Source organism: Colwellia sp. MB3u-8 (assembly GCF_014076985.1).
In the GTDB taxonomy this organism is placed as follows: domain Bacteria; phylum Pseudomonadota; class Gammaproteobacteria; order Enterobacterales; family Alteromonadaceae; genus Cognaticolwellia.
Genome location: NZ_JACGVA010000020.1, coordinates 1 through 1644, shown reverse-complemented (window position 1 = coordinate 1644; position 1644 = coordinate 1). Strand labels below are relative to the sequence as shown.

General features: G+C 43.0%; 1 protein-coding gene. It reads left to right on the top strand.

Features of this window, described 5'->3' with window-relative positions; translation table 11 throughout:
* Positions 1 to 70: 70 nt before the first annotated feature.
* Positions 71 to 1611, top strand: a protein-coding gene (locus H4J54_RS00140; RefSeq protein WP_182188831.1) for an IS3 family transposase whose coding sequence is annotated in 2 segments (ribosomal slippage) — positions 71 to 536 and positions 536 to 1611 — 1542 coding nt in all. Because the reading frame shifts where the segments join, the coding sequence is not laid out codon by codon here.
* Positions 1612 to 1644 lie beyond the last annotated feature (33 nt).

The window sequence follows — 1644 nt, the reverse complement described above, 5'->3', positions numbered from 1 at the left end:
CCCCCTGTGTCAGGATAGTTGTCGCCTCAATTAATTTTATAAATAAACAGGGTGCGGTAAGTCAAAGATAGTGGATTATCAAAGATATTCAAGTCAGTTTAAAGCAGCAATATTAACTAAGCTCAGTCAAAGTGACTTGTCAGTTCGACAGTTTGCAGAGCAAGAGGGTATTAACCTCTCAACCCTGTATAGTTGGCAAAAGCAATTTAATACTTCGGGTTTAAACGTGACAAAAGTGAGTTCGTCAGATAAGTGGTCAAGTGAGGAAAAGTTTGCAGTTGTACTGGAAACCGCCACACTATCGGCAGTTGAGTTAAGTGAGTATTGCCGAATTAAGGGCTTATATTCTGAGCAAGTAAAAGCATGGAAGCAAGCTTGTATTGCTGTTAATACAACAGCAAAACCGACAAAAAGAGCAAAGGTAACGCCTGAGCAAAAGTCAGACAAAAAACGCATTAAGGAATTAGAGCGCGAGGTGCGCAGAAAAGACAAAGCTTTAGCCGAAACCGCCGCATTGCTTGTATTAGGAAAAAAGTTCGATGCCTATTGGAAGGACAAAGAGGACAGCTAATTTCGCTGACCGATAGGCAAAATCATGCACAGTTGGTCAGCACAGCCGTAGCGTCTGGTGCGAGGCAAGATAAGGCCTGTGAAGTTATTGGTTTCTCAACAAGAACCTTGCAGCGTTGGCGAATAGGCGGTGAAGTTGGCGCAGATAAAAGGCCAACAGCCATTAGGCTAGAGCCTGGGAATAAACTGAGTAAGGCTGAAAGAGAAGCTGTGATTAATGTTTGTAACAGCGAAGAGTTTGCCTCATTACCGCCAAGTCAAATTGTACCAATACTAGCCGATAGAGGTGAATATATCGCTTCGGAGTCGAGTTTTTATCGTATATTGCATGCTGAAAACATGCTACACCACCGAGGTAAAGCTAAGCCGAGAAATATCCATAAAAAGCCAACAAGTTATACGGCTAACAAAGCGAAAGAAGTGTGGAGTTGGGATATCAGTTACCTGCCTACAACAGTGATAGGCAAACACTATTACCTGTATATGATTGAAGATATCTACAGTCGTAAAATAGTCGGTTGGGAAGTTCACTATAACGAAACAGGTGAGCAAGCGGCCGCACTACTAGAGCGCAGCGTTTGGGCCGAGAAATGCTTGAAGCAAGACGTAGTGCTGCATTCAGATAATGGTGCGCCGATGAAAAGCCTGACGATGCGGGCTAAAATGTACGATTTAGGTGTTGTTACCTCGCGAAGTCGCCCAAGGGTAAGTAATGATAATCCGTACTCAGAATCACTGTTTAGAACGGTAAAGTATCATCCTCGTTGGCCTAGCGAAGGTTTTAAATCGTTAGATGAAGCGCGTAAATGGGTGAAGGAATTTGTTTATTGGTACAACAATGAGCATTGCCATAGCAGGATTAAATTTGTGACACCGAGCCAGAGACATGCTGGTTTGGATGTTGAAATACTAGCGAAACGAAAAGTGTTGTATCAACAAAAAAGAAATGAGCATCCAGAACGATGGTCAAAAGAAGAGCGAAACTGGCAGCCAATAGGTGCTGTGGAGTTAAATCCAGAGCAACACAAAGAAGCTGCTTAACCATTTAGGCGACAACTGTCTTGAAAAACACCG